Origin of the sequence: Microbulbifer marinus, from assembly GCF_900107725.1 — a bacterium.
Taxonomy (GTDB): domain Bacteria; phylum Pseudomonadota; class Gammaproteobacteria; order Pseudomonadales; family Cellvibrionaceae; genus Microbulbifer; species Microbulbifer marinus.
This window is the reverse complement of record NZ_FNQO01000001.1, coordinates 1,340,811-1,359,304: the sequence shown is the minus strand read 5'-3', so window position 1 is coordinate 1,359,304 and position 18,494 is coordinate 1,340,811. Positions and strand designations below refer to the sequence as shown.

The following is an 18,494-nucleotide window of genomic DNA, read 5'->3' as shown; positions in this document are numbered from 1 at the left end:
CGTCTTGCTGTCGAAGGCTATAGTTTGCCGATTGGCAGTGAGATGTACAGAGGTAGACGGGGAGGTGGTCAAAAAATGATCGGCAACGCTTTGGCTGAAATCGTTGAGATTGCGTTACAGCTGCTGAACTGCGCCTCGTGACAGCAAACGGGGCTGGCGACGGCGAGAAAATTATCGTGACGAGGATTGCTTGCAGCGCAATTCCTTTGCGCCGTAGCCCCAAGTAATTCGGGCTTCCCCCTGGTGTTCCCACAGGCTTTCGTTGCGGCCCTGGTATTTGGTACCACTGGCGCTGGGCTGCAGAAACATCAGCGAGACGCTATCGCCGCGCTCAGCTATCAATGTTGGCGGCTCGGTCTGGAAATAGGTGGCTACGACTTCATTGGCCGGGTTGCCGTCGCAGACATAAGTTACCGGCCCCGTTGCCGCCACCAGACGGTAGCGCGCCTGCAGTTCGGCGATTCTGCGCCGGTACTCGTCTGCGACACAGCTTCTCTTGTCGTCGCTCTTCCAGCACTCGTTGCGCCCCTTGATCCAGCCGCGCTGTTCCGCCTTCAACAGCGGCGGCCGCTCGTTGACCGCCTTCTCGGTTGCCGCCGCATAGACATCGGCGAGCTTGCGGTCGAGGGCGGCCAGTTCGGTATCGTCGCAGATCATGGCCTCGATGCTGCCTGCCTCAATGCGCTCACACGAGTAAGAAGGCCCCTCATTCCGCGCAGAACAGCTGGCGATCCAACCGATGCAAGTCAGCAGCAGGGCGAGCGAAGCCGGAAAGCGGGCTGAGCGAATAACTATCATCGATTGCTTCCTGAGATGTGGAAATAACGCCGAAGGCCTCTATCAATCATAGCTCCGGCACTGTTGAAGTATGGATAGGCGGCAAAAAAGTGCCGAATACCGGTATCCTATGTCGCTAAACGGGCTGGATACCGATTCGATCATGGCCATAACGCCGGCCCGACAAGCAGAACTCAAATTATAAGCAGCCAGCGAAGGCGAGACAGACTTTCTTGGGGGAATCCGAACATGGCGATAGCGCGGCAGCACTTTATCGTGCTCGGGCCGATATTGGCCGCAGCTTTTTATTTATTCTTGAGCGGTCTGGGTATGCCGTATCCTGCCGCAGTGACGTCGGCGATCACGCTGCTGACGGTGATCTGGTGGGTCACCGAAGCGCTGCCTATACCTGCGACCTCGCTGGTGCCCTTTGTGCTGCTGCCCCTGTTCGGCGTGGCCGATCACAAACTGGTGGCCTCGTCCCTTGGCAGTCATGTGATCCTGCTGCTGATGGGCGCCTTCATCCTGTCTAAGGCGCTGGAGAAGAGCGGCGCGCACGAGCGCCTGGCGCTGTACATGCTGAAAATGGTGGGTGTTTCCAGCGGACGCCGGCTGGTACTGGGCTTTATGCTGGCCGCCGGGCTGCTGAGTATGTGGATTTCCAATACCGCCACCACACTGATGATGCTGCCCATCGCGCTGGCGATTCTGTCGCGCATCGACAACCAGCGGCTTAACATTGCCCTGATCCTCGGCATCGCCTACGCGGCCAGCCTCGGTGGTGTGGGCAGCCCCATCGGCACGCCACCCAATGTCATCTTCATGGGGATATACGAGGAGGTCACCGGGCGGGAATTCAGTTTCCTCGGCTGGCTGCAAATCGGTGTGCCGGTCGTGCTGGTGACACTGCCGATCATGGCCTTGTGGCTGACACGCAACGTCCGCCTGGAGAAATCCATCGAGCCGCCCGCCGTCGGCGCCTGGCGTACGGAGGAGATCCGTACGCTGATGGTGTTTGGTGTCGCAATACTGGCGTGGATCACCCGCAACGAACCCTTCGGCGGCTGGAGCGGCTGGTTTGGCATCGAGGCTGCCGGTGACAGCACCGTGGCGCTCGGCGCAGTGGTGTTGATGTTTCTGGTTCCGAACGGCAAGGGTGGGCGCCTGCTGGATTGGCAGACGGCGGAAACCATCCCCTGGGGCATGCTGCTGTTGTTTGCCGGCGGCATCGCCATTGCCAAGGGCTTCGCCGCGTCCGGCCTCAGCGACATGCTCGGCAACGGGCTTTCGTTCCTCACCGCGATGCCGCTGTGGCTGATGCTGGTGCTGTTGTGCCTGGCGGTGACTTTCCTGACGGAAATCACCAGCAACACAGCCACGGCGACACTGCTGATGCCGATCCTCGCCGTGGCCGCCGAATCCGCCGGCTTCGATCCGATGGTACTGATGATCCCGGCGGCCATGTGCGCCAGCTGCGCCTTTATGTTGCCGGTGGCCACCGCTCCCAACGCGATTGCCTACGGTACCGGCAAGGTGCGCATGCAGGATATGGTGCGGGAAGGGGCGGTGCTCAGTGTGGCGGCGTCACTGATTATCGCGGCAATGAGCTGGATTCTGCTCGTATAACGAAGCGCACGGACCCTTGCCGTAAGACGCTCAAAGGTATGGTTGGTCTCTGTGTTTGGCCGGGAAATTCGGCAAGTGCCAGAGATCGAGGCGCCGAGCTCGACCAAGGCAGCCAGCGTAAGAGGTAAGTCACTCGCAAGCGACTGTAACAGGCTTTCGAGTGAACCGGCCATCAAACTGCTTTAGCATTCTCTCGAACGTGGTAATAACACAATAACTGTCCACGGAGGACTTATGAAAACTGCGGTCATCGCATTGTTGGGTGCACTGGCATTAACCGGCTGTGGAAAGTCGGATTCCGCTAAAACCGAAGGTGCCGAACTTTCCAGTACAGTGAGCGGGGTTCCATCGCCACCGGTCGCCAAAAAAATTCCCCACAAGATGTCCATCCATGGCCACGAGCGCATCGACAACTACTACTGGATGCGCGACGACCTGCGCAAGGATCCGGAAGTCATCGCCTACCTGGAGCAGGAGAATGATTATGGCCGGGCGCTAATGAAGCACACCAGGGCGCTGCAGGACACACTGTTTGAAGAAATTACCGCACGGCTGGAAGAAGACAAGTCGACCGTGCCGGTCAAGATCCGTGATTACTGGTATTACCGCCGCTATGTCGCCGGTCAGGAGTATCCGGTTTACGCACGCAAAAAGGGTGCCCTGGAGGGAGCGGAAGAAGTTCTGCTCGATGTCAACGCACTCGCCGAGGGCAATGATTACTACCATGTCGGCCAGCCTGTCGTGTCGCCGAACGATCGGCTGTTGGCATACTCAGAGGATAGCGTCGGTCGCCGCATCTACAGTATCCGTTTCAAAGACCTGAAGACCGGCAAGTTGCTACAGGACCACCTGGAAAATGCGGAGCCCGGGTTGGTCTGGGCCAATGACAACCAGACAGTCTTCTACATAAACAAGGATCCACAGACTCTGCTCGGCTACCAGGTGATGCGCCACCAGCTGGGTACGCCGCAGAGTGAAGATGTGCTGGTCTATGAGGAGGACGATACCTCGTTTTACACCTGGCTCTCCAAGTCCAGAGACGGGGAACTTATCTACATTCATCACTATTCGACGCTGGTTAAGGGGCTCTCGACACTGGACGCCAATGCACCGGAGGGTGAGTTCCAACCGCTTCACCCACTGGAAAAAGCGCACGAATACTCCGCGAAGAAGTTGAATAATGACTTCTATATTCTGACCAACTGGGAGGCCGAAAACTTCCGCCTGATGAAGGTGGCGGCGAGCGATGCCGGTGACAAAACCAAGTGGCGGGAAGTCCTCGCTCATCGAGCAGATGTATTACTGGAAGACTTCACTACCTTTGATCGCCACCTCGCGATTGTCGAGCGTGAGAATGGACAGAGTACGCTGCGCATCATCGGGTTGGAAAATGGCGATGATTTCACGGTCGGCTTCAATGACCCAATTTATCAGCTGCGCCTCGACGACAATCCCAGCCTCGATTCCGACAGTGTACGGGTCGCCTATTCGAGCCTGACGACTCCGAATACCATTTACGATGCCGAGCTTGGTAGCGGCGATTTGCAGCTTATGAAACAGGACAAGGTGCCGGGCGACTTTGATCCTGCACGCTATCAAAGTGAATATGTCACTATCACCGCGCGCGATGGTGCTGAGATTCCGGTATCCCTGGCCTATCGCAAGGATCGATTTAACAAGGATGGCAGCAACCCGCTATTTCAGATTGGCTATGGTTCCTATGGCTCCACGGTAGATCCCAGGTTTCGCCCGGAAGTGGTTTCCCTGCTCGACAGGGGCTTCGTGTTCGCCATTGCCCATATCCGCGGCGGGCAGAAACTGGGTAGAAGCTGGTATGAAGATGGGAAAATGTTCAACAAGGTGAATACATTCACCGACTTCATCGACGTAACCAAGGGGCTGACCGGGAAAAAATACGGAGCGCCGGACAAGGTGCTTGCAGCGGGTGGCAGTGCAGGTGGGCTGTTGATGGGCGCGGTCGTCAATATGGAGCCTGACCTCTACCGTGGCGTCACCGCGATGGTTCCCTTCGTGGATGTCGTCACTACGATGCTCGATGAATCGATTCCGCTTACGGTCAATGAGTACGACGAATGGGGAAATCCCAACAACAAAGACAGCTATGAGTACATGCTGTCCTACTCCCCTTACGACCAGGTCAAGGCCCAGGATTACCCCAACATGCTGGTGACCGCCGGTCTGCACGATTCCCAGGTACAGTATTTCGAGCCAGCGAAATGGGTGGCGAAACTGCGGGAAGTGAAGACAGACAGCAATCGCCTTATCTTAAATGTCAATATGGATGCCGGCCACGGCGGTGCTTCCGGGCGTTACCGAAAATACAAGGATACGGCACTGCAATACGCTTTCTACCTGGATTTGCTCGATAAAGGCCATATGGCCGGCCCGGTGGAGTAAAGCGCGCTACATCTTCGCAGTGGGCCCCGGGCAGGGCAGGTCCCGGGTGCCTGCTTGCCGACAGAGACTCTCGACGCACTCTGCCATTTTCATTTACAGTCGATACCCGCCTGCTGCAGGCGGCGAATCAGCGGCTGCAGATAGGCTTCGTAATGGCGCCAGCGGGCGACGGCCGATTTATAGATGGGCTGGCGCACCTGGGCCAGGCTCGCGGTGGTCACGCCGTCCTTGTTGTTGTAGAACTGCAGGCACTGATCCTGCCAGGGCAGGCCGCAGAATTCGATCAGCTTGCGCGACTCGGCTTCCTGGCTGGCCACCAGTGCTTCGTAGCTGACCCGGTAAAAGTTCTCACTCGGGATGATCGCTTCCCAGTGATCCATTAATCGACAATAGGCGATGTAGTATTCTGCGAGTTCGTCCAGATTGTAGGAGTATTCGTAGCCATTCTTGAACAGGACTTTGTAGTTGCTGAAACAGACATCCACCGGGTGACGATCGAGCAAAACGATTTTTGCCTTTGGTAGTGCCCAGTGTATGAAGCCACAGTAGTGGCTGTTGCGTGGCAGTTTATCGATAAAGTGCGGCGTGTGGCCGGTGCGGGGGCGGGTTTTGGCGATATACCGTTCGCCGAGACTGGCCGCATTGGTGCCCAATAACCGCTTGATCCCCGCTTCGTCGAGCATTTCAACGGGTTTCTTTTCTCCCCCCTGCAGCGTCAGGTTCATGCCGAAGTCACGCAGTTCCCCGGCCGCGAACACATCGCTGTGGCTGGAGATAATCTGTTCCGTCAGTGTCGTGCCACTGCGAGGCATGCCGACAATAAACACCGGCTCTCCACTGTCATGGCCGAACGGATAGTCGTCAAAGCAACCTGCGGGAAAACAGCGAATCAGTTTCTCCACAAACGCGGTGTCCTGCCCGACGTCGTAGTTGAGCCCGCGCCGGCGAATATCGGATCCGGACTTGAGGAAGCGGAAAGCCAAATCGTACTCTTCGAGATCCTCATACTCCTTGGACAGTGCATAACTGAGATGCATGGCGGTTTCCGTATCGCCGCGCGAGTCCACCACCAGTTTTTCCATCTCCTTGATATGGTTGCTGTCCCGGCTCTGTTTTTTGATCCGGGCGAGGCTGCTGTAGGCCCTGGCAAAGTCCGGCTGCAGTTCGAGGCACTTGGTGAAGTGTTCCTCTCCGCGCTTCAGGTCGCCGGCTGCCTGTACACTGATGCCCAGGTTGTACCAGTAAAGGTGATTCGACTTATCGAGAGCGACAGCCCGTTCATGGGCGGCAATCGATCGCTGGAATTCTCCCAGTTTGTAGAAGGCAGCACCGAGCGTGCTCCAGCCATCGCCGTCATCCTCAAGCAGTGCCTCGACACGCACGGCGGCCTGAATGGCCTGCTCCAGGAAGCCGCATTTGTAGTAAACGCTGCTCAGGTGCAGCATGGCCCGCGCATCGGTCGTGTCCAGGGCCACGGCCTTGCGCGCACTGTCGAGCGCCAGCTTGTTGCGTCCGGCATCCAGCATGATGCGGGAAAAAAGCAGCTGTGCATCCAGCATCTCTGGATACGCCTTGACCAGCTTGATCACCAGGCCGAGTGCCCGATCGAGTTGATCTGACTCGAGTGCCGTTTCCACGCTCGACAGCACTTGTTCGGCGGATTCATGTTCTTCTAGCGAGTAGTTCATAGCGGTTCAATTCATGTCTGCACAGTGCGCCAGTACCGCCAGCGTCAGTGCGTAACTGAAAAAAAAGGGGCTGGAAGAGTCCAGCCCCTTGTTCGTCAGCGTCTCAGCCTAGAAGGTGTACTTCAGGCCGATTCCGCCGGTGCGGGGCCGGTTGACGTTGGCGAACTGGTAATAGCCGTTCTGCTGATAAGCCAGCGGCGGCGTATTGTTGGCAAAGTAGGGTGCGTTGTTCCAGGAGTTCGCGGAACGCCCGTTACCCAGTGCCCGCTCATCGAAGACGTTGTCGACGAAGAGTGTCAGCTGCCAGTTTTCGTCAATCGTGACCGCGCTGGCGAAATCGACGATCGTACTGCTGCCGCTTTCGGTGTAGTTCGGCGCGGCGGGGTTGAAATCGGTCTGTACGGCGCCGGTGTAGGCTGCGTTCAGGCGGTGGTCGATTTCAAATCCGTTGTCGAGCGACTGGTGATACTCCAGGCCAAGGTTCAGTGACGTCTCGGGTACCCCGGGCAGGCGATCCCCTTTGTAGATCTCTATCTGCGGCAGGACTGTATCCTTGGTTACCTCGGCATCGGTGTAGGCGAGGCCAAATCGGGTGATCAGGTTGTCCGTGACATAGTAAGTGGCTTCCAGCTCGAGACCCTGGGTGCGCGCCTGGTCGGCGTTCAGCACCACCGGCACTCCGGAGGCGGAAGCCAGGGAGAAGAACTGCATATCTTCCCAGTCGATGTAGAACAGCGCCGCGGTGTAATTGAGGCGGCTGTCGAAAGCATTGCCCTTCAGGCCAACTTCCCAGTTGGTGGCCAGGTCCGAATCGTATTTTCCTTCCAGTTCCGGGTCATCGCCAAAGCGCTCGATGATTGCGTTGGCCCCACCGTGGCGGAAACCTTCCGCCCAGGTGAAATAGAGCATGCCGGATTCGCTCAACTGGTAGGACGTGTTGAACTTGAAAATCTGGTCATCGAAGTCCTGCTCTGAGTAGCGGCCGTTATAGCCCAGGCCCTCGTAGCGCGTGGGAATGACGTCGTCGGCATCGGTGGTCTCGCACTGGCAGGCGAGATAGAGCAGGTCGTTCTGGACCTTGAAGTTCTGCTGGAAGAAACGCGCCCCGACCGTGGCCTGCCAATCGTCGGTGATGTGGTAGGTCAGCTCGCCAAACAGGGCTTTATCGGAATATTCCGGCTGTACGTTCTGGTAGAAGGCATCGTCGGGACCGAAGCCGGAAGACGCCGGCGGCGCAACGGGTACCGCGTCGGCGGTGTAGCCCAGCTCGCGCTGCAGGTACTCGCCGGTAATTTCGTACACGTGGGGGATGATATCCCGCTGCAGTGCCGATGCCTCCTGCTTGAGCCAGAAGGCGCCGACAACGTAGTCGATGGGGCCGTCGCCATTGGAAACCAGACGCAGCTCGGCGATCTTGCCTTCGTCCTTCTGCGCATAATCCCCCCATACCACATCCATCGGCATGTTGGCGTAGTAAGCCGTAGCTTGGAACAAGTTGTTGACGTAGAGGCCGGACTGGTCGGAGGTAATATCCGCTTCATTGCGGTAGCCGGACACGGAGGCGCTCAGGGTGGCAAACCCCAGGTCGGCCTCTACATCCAGCGCCAGCAGGTCGACTTCGCGCTCCAGTTCTTCGAGAACATGCGCATTGTAGGCCCACTCGCCGCCTTCGGGGTGGTCGGGGTTGACCACCTGCCGTCCGCCCGCTTGATCTTCTTCCCGCTGATAGGTCAGCAGGGCGCTCACGTCGTCGGTGATATCCCAGGCAGCAGACAAACGGGCATGCTTGATCGTGTTGCCGTTGACGTTGCCCTTGTTGTGGAAGCGCGGCTTGCGTTTGTTCCCCGCCACCAGCGCAAAGTCGGTACAGTAACTAGACGTCGCACTGAAGGCGCCGCAGCCCAGCGCGCCCCAACCGGTTGATGCGGAATCGATGGGGTTGTCGCCCTGATCCGGGACCAGGTAACCGTTTTCATCGCGGCTGACCAGACCATGGGCATCGACAAAGCCCTGGTTCTCGACGTAGCCGCCGACTATCCGCAGGGCCAGGTTGTCGGTGACGGGCAGGTTCACCATGCCGTAGGTATCGGAGTTGGGGCCCGAGGCGTGCGACGTGTAGCTTCCGCGCGTGCCGACTTCGCCGTAGAACTCGCCGTGATCCGGCTTGCGCGGAATGTAACGAATGGTGCCGCCGAGAGAGCCAGAGCCATACAGCGTGCCCTGTGGACCGCGCAGAACTTCCACGCGCTCAATATCTTTCAGGTGCAGGTTGACGAACATCGGCGTCTCACCGACGTAGGTGGATACCGTGGGTGCGGCGATGGACAGCAGATCGCTACTGCCTGACCCTTCCACGTTCAGGCCGCGAATAATCAGCCCGCTGTTCAGGCCGCTGTCGCGAGGGCCCGACTCGACGAATGTCAGCCCCGGAATGGAACGGGCCAGTTTGGTAAAGTCGGTGATGCCCCCTTTCTCCAGCGCCTCTCCCGACTGCGCGGATATGTTGTAAGGAATTTCGGTGACGGACTGTGCCCGTCGAGTTGCGGTAACCTTAACTTCCTCGATTACCGATTGCCCCTGTGCCTCTACCATCGGCACCATCGCCGTGGAAGCGGCGGCTACCATAGTTGCAATTAATTTTCGTTGGAATTTTTGCTTAGCCTGCATGAGTCCCCCAGACAGTGTTTCGCGCTCCATACCTCTCAGCGACGGCCATTTTTTGTGGTGAAGGGCCAATATAGCCTTGACTGCAACCCGGTTGATTTGCGCGGTTTCGAACCTTACTCAAAGCGCTGTCAAAGAGATTTTGCAGCCGTATATCGAGGGCAAGCGGCAAAGGAGGCCGAGTGAAAATGCTTGTTTCGATTTTATCGATGTGGCGAACAGTCCTGCCTAGAAAAGGCCCGGACAATCAGACAGGAGCTTCGCGGCTGGCGGTAGTAGTGCGTCGTTACGCGCTGAAATTTTTTGTGAGTCTCATCACAAAATAATCATTGTTGATAGCGGCAAGTGGCAAATCACCGGTGTGCAGAGGGGCAGCTGTATGGCGACGGCCACTACCGCGCAGGGTTGTGGCCGGGAAGCGGAGCCGTGCCCGCATCGGCTCCGGCGCGTCGCAATCAGGCGACCTGCAAACGCGGAGAGTGATCCCGGTCTGCGATCGGCCAGTGCAGGCCGGCGGCGACAATACCCAGCAGAATGCCGGCATACCAGATGCCGTCGTAATTGCCGAAGGTCTCATACAGGAATCCGCCCAGCCATACGCCGCTGAAGCTGCCGAGCTGGTGGCTGAAGAACACGATGCCGTACAGGAAGGTCATGTAGCGGGTGCCGAAAAAGCGTGCGACCAGGCCCGAAGTCGGCGGCACCGTGGCAAGCCACAGGAAGCCCATCGACGCACTGAACACCAGCACGCTGGCGAGTGTGACCGGAAATGCCAGGAAGCCGGCGATAGCGATCACGCGCCCCAGATAGATCAATGACAGCAGCTTGTGCATCGGATACCGGCTGCTGATCACCCCGGCCATATAAGCGCCGATGACATTACACAGGCCGATCAGGCTGATACTCCAGGCGCCCACCTTCGGGTCGAAGCCCAGGTCCACCAGGTAGCCCGGCATATGCACGGTGATAAAGGCCACGTGGAAACCGCAGACGAAGAAACCGAACACCAGCAGGGTGTAGGAGGGCACCTGGAAAGCGCGGCGTGCAAGCTCTGGGAGGCTGATTTTTGCGAGTGCGGTTTCGTCGGTGCCGTCGGCGGGCGCCGCGCTGTAGCGCACCAGCGCAATGGCACAGAACGACATCAATATGGCCGACAGACCGAGGAACTGCAGTGCCTGATACCAGCCGGCCCAGTCGATCAGCTGCTGCATGACCGGCACCAGCAGGAACTGGCCGAGGCTGCCGGCGGCGGTGCCGATACCCAGTGCCCAGGCGCGGCGCTGCTCCGGCACGGCGCGGGCCAGCGCCGGCAGGACGATGCCGAATGCCGTCCCCGCCACCCCGGCACCGACCATCAGGCCCGCGGTGGAGGTGATGGCCCAGCCGCTAGTCGAGTCGGCCATCAACCACATGCCCAGTCCATAGCAGGCGGCGCCGGCCAGCAGCACCTTCAGGATGCCGTGACGATCCGCCAGGCCGCCGGCGAACACGGCGAACAGGCCCCAGGCCAGGTTCTGCACGGCGAGTGCCAGGGAGAACACGTCCCGCCCCCAGCCGTTGGCGGCGGACATCGGCGCCAGGAACAGGCCGAAGCCGGCGCGATAGCCGAAAGACAGCAACAGCAGCAGGCAGGCGCTGATCAACACGGGCAGGATGGACTTGATACGGTTCATGTAACAACTCGGACTGGCTGGGGCGGAAGTCGGGCAAACAGTCGACAGAAAAACCGGCTCAGGGTAACCGCTAACCAACTGGCTTTCAAAAGGTCGCCACCGCAATGGACATACCGCGATAGTAATTGATGGAGACGCTACCGCAGGGGCTGGGCACAAACGACGTGCCGACCTACCAGTGTGCCGGGAAGGGCATTTTGTCGGCACGAATTGCGCAGACTAGTCTTTATGGAGGTTTGCTAACTAACGCTGTGGAATCTCGATGGCGACTCTGCTCAGTCTTCGCCGAAATCAGAATGGCAGGGACTTTGTAGTCGGTGACGTGCACGGCCACCTGGCACAACTGCGCCGCCAGCTGACAGAGCTCCGGTTCGATCCGGATGTCGATCGCCTGTTGTTTCTCGGCGACGTTATCGACCGTGGTCCCGACAGCGAAGCCGTACTGGACCTGATCGACCAGCAGACATACTGGAGCGTACTCGGTAATCACGAGGCGATGATGATTGCGGGCCTCGAAGAACCGGGACGGGATGTATTGCACCGATGGAATGGTGGGGAGTGGTTTTACGACCTTCCTGAGTGGCGACAACAGGAGCTTGTCGATAAATGTCGCACCTGGCCCTGGGCCATCGAACTGGACACCGGCAAAGGCCGCGCCGGGTTAGTGCATGCCAATGTACCCGACAGCAGCTGGGGCCGGGTGACGGCGCTGCTACGGAGTATTGATGAGCAGTGGCAGTCCGGCGCTCGACTTTCGGACAGCGCGGTCGAGTACGCGGCGCAACGGCTGCTGTGGGACCGGAACCTGGTGCTCAAGCTCTATCGCGACATTCTGGACTCTGCTGCCGGCCAGCAGGTATCTGGCGACTTAATGAAGTCACCGCAGTCTCAGGAATGGATCGCCGAGGCCGCCGCGGAAACCTTGAAACCGTTCGAGGTCTCCGACATCGATGCCGTATATATGGGACACACGTTTGTGCCGAACGCGATTCAAGTTGGCAAGTGTCATTTCCTCGACTCCTATCGCGAAGCGCAGGGTGAGAGGCTGAGTATTGTCTGTGTCAGCCGGGCTTGATGTTATTCACTGATCCTATGTCTGGTTTTTGCACATGTTAGCCCGGTGATGAAGACGGGAGGCCCGGCATTTTTGCAAACCGGTAAAATTGTGCTCCGTCATGCAGGCGGCCGCTGCTCCCCGACTTTGGTCGCGCGCTCCAGTTGACTCGCTCGAATGAAGTGGTATTGCAGTCTCAACTCGATGGGGAACGATGCGGAACGGCCAAAACTGAAAATAACAGTGGCACTCGAATAGATGCAAAATGTAGTCACAGTTCACATAACAGAGTAAACGGCGCCATTATTTGTAATCTGCACAGGCGTTCCGGCTGCGTCACAACTGCTTTTGATTTTGTTCCCGGTTAGGTAAAACATGCTTGTAGCGGACAAAAATATTCCGATTATTTTCTCAGTAATGGGTGCGATGCGGTAAAGACAGGTTGGTCTGTTCTGTCCTGCAGAGGAGGCGACCTTGACGATTTCGGCATTGACTGCAACGCTTTCCATTCCTCCAGCATTTGGCATCCAATGCCAGCATTTGGACCGGTAAATCGCGCTGTGTGGTTTTTCCGGGCTAAGCATTACTCCCCAGAAAGACTCCATAGCGCTACTCATCCAGAAGCAGTGTGAATTTTTTTTTGGAGACAATAATGAAAAGAAGCATTCTTGCTGTATTGCTCGCAGCTGGTCTGCCACTCAGTGCGTCCGCCGACCACTCGTGGGGTAACTACCACTGGGCCAGAACCAGCAGCTCCTTCGACCTTACGGTAATCAACAGCACGACCAGCGACTGGGATCCCTACGTTACCCAGGCTATCGGGGACTGGTCGCAATCCAGCAAGCTGAATATGGTCGAAGATCCTAACGGCGATACCAGTTCCAAGGCCCGCCGCCGCTGCGCCGCGCCGGACGGCATGGTGCTGATCTGTAACCTCGACTACGGTAATACCGGCTGGCTGGGTATTGCCGGCATTTCCCTGGATCCACAGGGACACATCATGACCGGTTACACGAAACTGAACGACACCTACTTTGCCCAGTCTTACTATAACAACGTCGACTGGAAGCAGAGCGTCACCTGTCAGGAACTCGGCCACGATGTCGGCCTGGGGCACCAGGACGAGGACTTCAATAACGTATCGCTGAAGACTTGCATGGACTACCAGGATCCACCTTGGCCGTATCCGAATAGCCACGATATGCAGCAGCTGGACACCATCTATGGCCACCTGGACTCCTACGACTCCTACGTTTCCAGCGGCTCCGGTGGCGGCGGTGGTGGTGACTGCAACTCCCCGCCCGGAAAAGGCTGTAACAAGGCAGGCATCGGCTGGGAAAACAGCAACACCGGCTGGGGTATGTCCATGGGCCGGCGCGGACAACATGAAACCTTCATCCGCATCGATCCACAGGGCATCCGCCATATCACGCACGTGACCTGGGCGAAAGGCCACTGATCCAGGGTATTTTTCTGGATAGGTCTGAAACTCTCTCTACAGGCCCGCCGCAAGGTGGGCCTTTTTTGTTCCCGTGTACTGTGCCGCTTGCGCCCTTAATCGCTTCGTTAAACATCTATGATAAGCTGGATTTTCACGCCATCTGCCGAACAGGCTTACAGGAATAACAAGGAGGGTCGGGATGGCTGACAGGCAATCGTCCAGGGTCGGCGGCACGCTTTTCGGTGGTTTATTTTTCTGCATGGGATTTGGCTTCTTTGTCGGCTTAGTTGGCCTGACGCTGATCGACCGTGTCGACATGCGGGACTGGCAGCCGATGCAGGCGGAAATCCTCTCAACTGAGCTAAAGACGCACCGCGACAGTGACGGTGGCACGACTTACAAGGCCACCGCGAATTACCAGTACGTATACAACGGCCGCAGTTACCGTGGCGACCGCGTCAGCGTGCATACCGGCTCGGATAATTTCGGCAATTACCAGCAGGAAATGCATCACCGGCTCACCGCTGCAAAGCGGCAGGGGCGGCCGGTACGGGGATGGATAGACCCCGATAACCCAGGCGAGTCGGTGTTGGACCGCGAGCTGCGCTGGCTGCTGGTGGTGTTTCCCACCATGCTGTGTTCAGTGTTTATGATTATCGGCGCCGGTATTCTCTATCTGACCTGGAGCAAGGAGGCGGAGCCGGACCCGGAGGTACTGTCGAATACGCCCTGGCTGGCGAGGCCTGAATGGTCGCCGGAGGGGATCTACTCCAGCAACAGGCTGATGGTCGGTGTTGCCTGGTTTATCGCACTGGCGGTAAACACAATCAGTCTGCCGTGCGCCACTATCGGGCTGGAGCTATTGGGCAAGGGTAACTACGCCGGTCTGCTGTTGCTGCTTGTTGGCCTGTTCGGCTTCTATATCCTGTACCGGGCTATCAGGAAAACCCTGGAGCACCGCCGCTTCGGCAGGGTGCCGGTGGTGCTGGATCCATTCCCGGGCGAGATAGGCGGCCAGGTGAGGGGATATGTTCAGTTCATGACATGGCTCGATGCCAGCTCCCGGTTCCGCGTTACCCTCCAGCAAATGAAAACCGAGACCACCCGTTCCGGTAACAAGACCAGCACTAAAAACACCAGCCTGTGGGAGCTGAGTGGCAGCGGGACGATTAAGAGCGGTGCCCGGGGTTCCAGGGTTTATTTTGCGATCGAAGTTCCTGCGGGCATGCCGCCGTCCAGAACCAGTGACGGCAATGGCTACTGGTGGAACCTAGAGGTGCACGGGGATATGCCGGGTGTCGATTTCAATCGAAGCTACGAGATTCCGGTATTCGACACGGGCGCCCCGGTAAGCGTTCCGGCACAGGCCGGTGTCAAGGTGGCAACTGCCGAGACTGATTTTACCGCGCAGCTGGAGGCAATGCTCGATGTGGAGCAGCGCGATGGCGGCGTCTTGGTAAGGCAGGCTCCGGGTAAGCAGTCGCTCGCCTGGCCACTGGTAATATTCGGGTTGCTGTTTGGCGGCATTGGTATCGGCCTCGGCTTTACCGAAGCGCCGTTACTCTTCCCGATAGTATTTTCCGCATTTGGACTCTTGTTTGCCGCGCTGGGGATCAATATGTTGGTTACCGGCTACGAGACCTTTATTGGTAGAGACAGCGTCGTGCACAAGGTATTTCGACGGGGCAGGGAGAAGAAACAACTGGTCTGGCCGCGCTCAACACTTCGTGGGCTGTGCCTGCACAAGAACGGTTCCAGCACCAGCGACGGCAAGACGACGGAATATTTCGATCTGCTGTTACAGAACGGCAGCGGCGAGACGCTGAAAGTGAGCTGCGGCATCGCCGGTCGCTTGCCAGCAAATCAACTGCTGGAGAGCATGAGCCTGCTGACGGGAGTGGACAGATTGGATGAATACAAGACCAGGGTACAGCTTAAGAAAGAGCAGATGCAGGCATAGTGTTTCTGTTGCGGCTGATGCGATGGGGGTGGCTAGCCATTACCTTACCCGTCAATAATATGAGTTTGCCGGCAATAGCCGAAAAAATTGAGATCTGGAGTAGCTACTATGGAAGCAAATTTCTGGCACCGGAAGTGGGCCGATAATGAGATCGGCTTTCACGCCAGTGAAGCCAACCCGCTGCTGGTCAAATATTTCAGCGAGTTGTCTCTGGCGGAGAATAGCCGTGTGTTCGTGCCGCTGTGTGGCAAGACGCTGGATATCGGCTGGCTGCTGGCCAATGGTTACCGGGCTGTCGGCGCCGAGTTGAGCCGGCTGGCGATCGAACAACTTTTTGAGGAGCTGGGCGTGGAGCCGGCGATCGCGCAGATTGGCAATACGTTACATTTCAGCGCCGAGGCTATTGATATCTTCGTCGGTGATATCTTTGACTTGTCCGCCGACACACTGGGCAAGGTCGACGCAATCTATGACCGGGCTGCGCTGGTGGCGCTGCCGGAGGAGATGCGCAAGCGCTATAGCGAACATTTGCTCGAGATCACCCACGGCGCGCCGCAACTGCTGATTACGTTCGAATACGACCAGAGTCTGCAGCCGGGCCCGCCTTTCTCGATCAGCAACGCGGAGGTCGAGCGGCACTACGGCGACCATTACCAATTAACGCTCGCCGAAAGCCAGGATGTGCCCGGCGGCCTGAAGGGCAAATGTGCGGCTATGGAAAATGCCTGGCTGCTGCGTCGCTCCTGAAACCATTTTGCGCGTTTGGTCGTATAGCGCTAGAACTGGCACCGCAGGGCTTGATATTTACGCCAATACACGCTTTGCTACTGCCATACCAAGGCGATCGAGCTGGTCGAGAGAACACTCTGTTCGGGTCGCCAAGAAAAAGAAATTTAGAGATATATCCATGAAAAAGATTATCCCCCTAGCCGTGGCCGGCATTCTTGCGGCCTGTTCCGGTGATGACCCGGGCCGTGAAGATACGGCGGCTACCGCCACCAGCACCCAGTCTCTAGCCGCCGAGCGGACTCTGCGCACGGTTTATCCGGAGACCCGGGAGGGAAATATGGTCGACAGCTATTTCGGTACCCAGATTGCTGACCCCTATCGCTGGCTAGAGGACGACCGCAGCGACGAGACTGCCGCGTGGGTCAAGGCGCAGAACAAGGTGACCTTCGACTACCTCAATTCAATTCCGTACCGCGACCAGCTGAAGGAGCGCCTGGAGGCACGCTGGAATTACGAGAAGGTCGGCAAGCCGTTTACCGAGGGGCAGTACACTTACTACTACCGCAATGACGGACTGCAGGATCAATATGTGGTCTGGCGCAAGAAGGGCGACGGCGAGCCGGAAGTCTTCCTGGATCCCAATCAATTCAGTGAGGACGGTACTACCTCGCTGGCCTCGCTGGCCTTCTCTAAAAATGGTGCCATTGCGGCCTACGCCATCTCCGAGGGTGGCAGTGACTGGCGCAAGATCCTGGTAATCGACGCGAAAACCAAGGAAGTACTGGAAGAGCCGCTGGTGGATGTGAAGTTCTCCGGCATTTCCTGGAAAGGCAACGAGGGTTTCTACTACTCGAGCTATGACAAGCCCGAGGGCAGCGAGCTATCGGCCAAGACCGATCAGCATAAACTCTATTACCACAAACTGGGCCAGCCCCAGTCCGAGGATCAGCTGGTATTCGGCGGCACGCCGGAAGAAAAACGCCGCTATGTGCAGGGTTACGTGACCGAGGACGATCGCTTCCTGGTTGTCGCGGGGGCCGTCTCCACTTCCGGCAATGACCTCTTTATCCGTGACCTCTCCAAGGAGAATGCGCCGCTGGTGCCGGTTGTTACTGACTTCGACTCGGATACCGATGTCATCGACAACCAAGGCAGCAAACTGTACCTGGTTACCAACCGCGATGCGCCGAACAAAAAAGTGGTCACCGTGGATGCGGCGGCACCGGCAGTGGAAAACTGGGTTGATCTGATCCCGGAAACAGAAAATGTCCTGACCGCCTCCACCGGCGGTGGCTATCTCTTCGCCGAGTACATGGTGGACGCCCTGTCCAAGATCTATCAGTACGATTACACCGGCAAGCGCGTGCGGGAGATCGAACTGCCGGGTCCGGGCAGCGCCAGCTCCATCGGTGGCAAGCGGGAAGAGGCGTTACTCTATTACTCTTTTACCAACTATAAGACGCCCGCCACCATTTTCTCTTTCGATGTGGAGAGCGGCGAATCGGCGGTCTATAACGAGTCTGGTGCCGACTTTGATAGTGACCGCTACGAGTCGAAGCAGGTCTTCTATAAGTCCAAGGACGGCACCCGCGTGCCGATGATGGTCACCTACAAGAAGGGTACCGAGCTCAATGGCAAGAACCCGACTATTCTCTACGGCTACGGCGGCTTCAATATCAGCCTGACGCCGTCCTTCAGCATCCCCAATGCGGTGTGGCTGGAGCTCGGTGGCATCTACGCGGTGCCGAACCTGCGCGGCGGCGGCGAGTACGGCAAGCGTTGGCACGATGCCGGCACCAAGTTGCAGAAACAGAATGTCTTTGATGACTTTATTGCCGCAGCCGAGTACCTGATCGAGAACAAGTACACCTCCAGTGACTACCTTGCGGTACGCGGCGGATCCAACGGCGGCCTGCTGGTGGGCGCCGTAATGACCCAGCGACCGGATCTGTTCAAGGTCGCGCTGCCCGCCGTCGGCGTGATGGATATGCTGCGCTACCACACCTTCACCGCTGGTGCCGGCTGGGCCTATGACTACGGTACCGCGGAAGACAGCAAAGAGATGTTCGAATATCTGAAAGGCTATTCCCCGGTTCACAATGTGCAAGCGGGCGTAGCTTATCCAGCGACTCTGGTGACCACCGCCGATCACGATGACAGAGTGGTTCCGGCACACTCCTTCAAGTTTGCCGCCGAACTGCAGTCCAAGCAGGCGAGCAATGCACCCACGTTGATCCGTATCGAGACCAAAGCCGGCCACGGCGCCGGAACGCCGGTTTCCAAGAGTATCGAGCAGTATGCGGATATCTTCAGCTTTACGCTCTACAACATGGGGGTGGAAAGCCTGTCGCTTTGATGTGGTCTGATGCGGAAATAAAAGAGCCCGGTTTGGCCGGGCTTTTTTATGGGTAACGGTTTTAGCCGAAGCGGTGATCGGAGTAAACGATTTAGCAAGGCGGCGCGT

Annotated in this window: 12 protein-coding genes; 7 read left to right on the top strand and 5 right to left on the bottom strand. The window is 57.8% G+C overall.

All coding sequences use genetic code 11. The features are described 5' to 3' along the window. Positions 1 to 171: 171 nt before the first annotated feature. On the bottom strand, positions 172 to 798 hold the full coding sequence (locus BLW36_RS05870) for an MliC family protein (RefSeq protein WP_091386070.1): 627 nt from the start codon (positions 796 to 798) through the stop codon (positions 172 to 174). Positions 799 to 1,026: 228 nt separating this feature from the next. On the opposite strand from BLW36_RS05870, the gene BLW36_RS05865 reads away from it, so the two are divergent. Next, positions 1,027 to 2,403, top strand: a complete 1,377-nt coding sequence (locus tag BLW36_RS05865; RefSeq protein ID WP_091386068.1) for an SLC13 family permease — start codon at positions 1,027 to 1,029, stop codon at positions 2,401 to 2,403. Between the two features lie 234 nt (positions 2,404 to 2,637). After that, on the top strand, positions 2,638 to 4,821 hold the full coding sequence (locus tag BLW36_RS05860) for a S9 family peptidase (RefSeq protein ID WP_091386066.1): 2,184 nt from the start codon (positions 2,638 to 2,640) through the stop codon (positions 4,819 to 4,821). 89 nt (positions 4,822 to 4,910) lie between these two features. Here the strand turns inward: BLW36_RS05860 and BLW36_RS05855 are convergent, their stop codons facing one another. From BLW36_RS05855 to BLW36_RS05845, 3 genes are all read right to left on the bottom strand, one after another. After that, positions 4,911 to 6,509, bottom strand: coding sequence for a tetratricopeptide repeat-containing sulfotransferase family protein (locus BLW36_RS05855; RefSeq protein WP_091386064.1), 1,599 nt, complete (start codon positions 6,507 to 6,509; stop codon positions 4,911 to 4,913). A 108-nt stretch (positions 6,510 to 6,617) separates the two neighbouring features. Continuing rightward, complete coding sequence (locus BLW36_RS05850; RefSeq protein ID WP_170833132.1) at positions 6,618 to 9,134, bottom strand: TonB-dependent receptor; 2,517 nt, start codon at positions 9,132 to 9,134, stop codon at positions 6,618 to 6,620. A 494-nt stretch (positions 9,135 to 9,628) separates the two neighbouring features. Next, positions 9,629 to 10,846, bottom strand: a complete 1,218-nt coding sequence (locus BLW36_RS05845; RefSeq protein ID WP_139304825.1) for an MFS transporter — start codon at positions 10,844 to 10,846, stop codon at positions 9,629 to 9,631. A 262-nt stretch (positions 10,847 to 11,108) separates the two neighbouring features. On the opposite strand from BLW36_RS05845, the gene BLW36_RS05840 reads away from it, so the two are divergent. Then, complete coding sequence (locus BLW36_RS05840) at positions 11,109 to 11,921, top strand: metallophosphoesterase (RefSeq protein ID WP_091386060.1); 813 nt, start codon at positions 11,109 to 11,111, stop codon at positions 11,919 to 11,921. A 257-nt stretch (positions 11,922 to 12,178) separates the two neighbouring features. On the opposite strand, the gene BLW36_RS17095 is transcribed toward BLW36_RS05840, so the two are convergent. Beyond that, positions 12,179 to 12,505 carry a hypothetical protein gene (locus tag BLW36_RS17095; protein ID WP_139304824.1) on the bottom strand — a complete coding sequence of 109 codons (327 nt, stop codon included), beginning with the start codon at positions 12,503 to 12,505 and terminating at the stop codon, positions 12,179 to 12,181. Positions 12,506 to 12,552: 47 nt separating this feature from the next. On the opposite strand from BLW36_RS17095, the gene BLW36_RS05835 reads away from it, so the two are divergent. From BLW36_RS05835 to BLW36_RS05820, 4 genes are all read left to right on the top strand, one after another. Further along, positions 12,553 to 13,359 (top strand): zinc metalloprotease, encoded by an 807-nt coding sequence (locus BLW36_RS05835; RefSeq protein WP_091386058.1) that lies wholly within the window; start codon positions 12,553 to 12,555, stop codon positions 13,357 to 13,359. Positions 13,360 to 13,540: 181 nt separating this feature from the next. Beyond that, a complete protein-coding gene (locus BLW36_RS05830) occupies positions 13,541 to 15,301 on the top strand; it encodes a DUF3592 domain-containing protein (RefSeq protein ID WP_091386056.1) in 1,761 nt (586 codons plus the stop codon). A 108-nt stretch (positions 15,302 to 15,409) separates the two neighbouring features. Further along, positions 15,410 to 16,048, top strand: a complete 639-nt coding sequence (tmpT, locus tag BLW36_RS05825; protein WP_091386054.1) for a thiopurine S-methyltransferase — start codon at positions 15,410 to 15,412, stop codon at positions 16,046 to 16,048. 160 nt (positions 16,049 to 16,208) lie between these two features. Beyond that, positions 16,209 to 18,386: a prolyl oligopeptidase family serine peptidase gene (locus BLW36_RS05820; RefSeq protein WP_091386052.1), complete on the top strand. Its 2,178-nt coding sequence runs from the start codon at positions 16,209 to 16,211 to the stop codon at positions 18,384 to 18,386. The last annotated feature ends 108 nt before the right edge of the window (positions 18,387 to 18,494 follow it).

Bases quoted from the DNA above. Each gene is read 5' to 3' on its own strand.
- BLW36_RS05870 (WP_091386070.1), bottom strand. From the start codon at position 798: ATGATAGTTATTCGCTCAGCCCGCTTTCCGGCTTCGCTCGCCCTGCTG.
- BLW36_RS05865 (WP_091386068.1), top strand. From the start codon at position 1,027: ATGGCGATAGCGCGGCAGCACTTTATCGTGCTCGGGCCGATATTGGCC.
- BLW36_RS05860 (WP_091386066.1), top strand. From the start codon at position 2,638: ATGAAAACTGCGGTCATCGCATTGTTGGGTGCACTGGCATTAACCGGC.
- BLW36_RS05855 (WP_091386064.1), bottom strand. From the start codon at position 6,509: ATGAACTACTCGCTAGAAGAACATGAATCCGCCGAACAAGTGCTGTCG.
- BLW36_RS05850 (WP_170833132.1), bottom strand. From the start codon at position 9,134: ATGGTAGCCGCCGCTTCCACGGCGATGGTGCCGATGGTAGAGGCACAG.
- BLW36_RS05845 (WP_139304825.1), bottom strand. From the start codon at position 10,846: ATGAACCGTATCAAGTCCATCCTGCCCGTGTTGATCAGCGCCTGCCTG.
- BLW36_RS05840 (WP_091386060.1), top strand. From the start codon at position 11,109: ATGGCGACTCTGCTCAGTCTTCGCCGAAATCAGAATGGCAGGGACTTT.
- BLW36_RS17095 (WP_139304824.1), bottom strand. From the start codon at position 12,505: ATGGAGTCTTTCTGGGGAGTAATGCTTAGCCCGGAAAAACCACACAGC.
- BLW36_RS05835 (WP_091386058.1), top strand. From the start codon at position 12,553: ATGAAAAGAAGCATTCTTGCTGTATTGCTCGCAGCTGGTCTGCCACTC.
- BLW36_RS05830 (WP_091386056.1), top strand. From the start codon at position 13,541: ATGGCTGACAGGCAATCGTCCAGGGTCGGCGGCACGCTTTTCGGTGGT.
- tmpT (WP_091386054.1), top strand. From the start codon at position 15,410: ATGGAAGCAAATTTCTGGCACCGGAAGTGGGCCGATAATGAGATCGGC.
- BLW36_RS05820 (WP_091386052.1), top strand. From the start codon at position 16,209: ATGAAAAAGATTATCCCCCTAGCCGTGGCCGGCATTCTTGCGGCCTGT.